The 953-nt window shown below is 40.8% G+C and carries 1 protein-coding gene; it reads right to left on the bottom strand.

What is annotated here, in order from left to right; all coding sequences use genetic code 11:
- Positions 1-54: 54 nt before the first annotated feature.
- On the bottom strand, positions 55-684 hold the full coding sequence (locus SORDD16_RS09005; RefSeq protein ID WP_061453185.1) for an MBL fold metallo-hydrolase: 630 nt from the start codon (positions 682-684) through the stop codon (positions 55-57).
- Between the last annotated feature and the right edge of the window lie 269 nt (positions 685-953).

The following is a 953-nucleotide window of genomic DNA, read 5'->3' as shown; positions in this document are numbered from 1 at the left end:
TAGAATAAAGAATTCCTAAAATCAAAATCTTTTTGTCCCAGCCTCTTTTACTTGCTAGAAAAAGGGATTGAAAGTCTTTTCGTGAGCGATGGTCGTAGCTGGACCGTGTCCCGGGTAGACATCGTAGTTAGGGAGAGTAAAGAGTTGCGTCTGAATGCTATGGAGAAGTTGTTCCATACTACCTGTAGGAAGGTCTGTACGTCCGACGGTTTCACGGAATAGAGCATCTCCAGTCAAGACTAGATGGGCATTAGGAAAAACGAGGGAAACACCGCCAATAGAGTGCCCTGGAGTCGGTAGAACTGTAAAATGAAATTCCTCAAGCTGGTATTCTTCATGAAAAACAAAGGTGTGCTCTGCAGGTTTTGCGACCACGTCTGCCATATCATCATGACGAGGGAGACCAGAGAGATTATCTACAGGTGTATAAAGCCAGCTAGCTTCACTCTCTGCTACATAAACTGGGGGATTTCCAAAAGTATCACGAACCAAGTCCAGACTCATAATATGGTCGTAGTGGGTGTGGGTCAGGAGAATCGCACAGACTGGTTTGTTGATTTTTTCGATAGTCTTGCGAATAGCTTCCCAATGGCTACCTGGGTCAACCACAATCAGGTGTTGATCTCCTTCTAGGTAATAAGTGTTTTCATAGGCAACGGGATTGACAGTTTTATAGATTCTCATAAATCTCCCTCTCTCAAAGAATGTACTGATATCAGTATAACATAGACGAGAAGGCTTAGGGTATCAGAAAGTATTTTATAATTGATGGATTGGTATCTTTAGTTGCATTTTAAACCGACATAATTAAAAGTTTCAAAATGAAGCCAGTCACATAAGTAAGAATATCATTCATACCGAATTTTTCGACTCTTAAATACTGAAACGAGTTAATCATTACTGAGTAGAAAAGAATGTCAAAAAAGGGAAGAACTGCCCCAAGGGATAGAATT

Source organism: Streptococcus oralis (genome assembly GCF_001578945.1).
Taxonomy (GTDB): domain Bacteria; phylum Bacillota; class Bacilli; order Lactobacillales; family Streptococcaceae; genus Streptococcus; species Streptococcus oralis_Q.
Note: the sequence above shows the minus strand (reverse complement) of the source record. Positions and strands in the feature narration are given on the sequence as shown.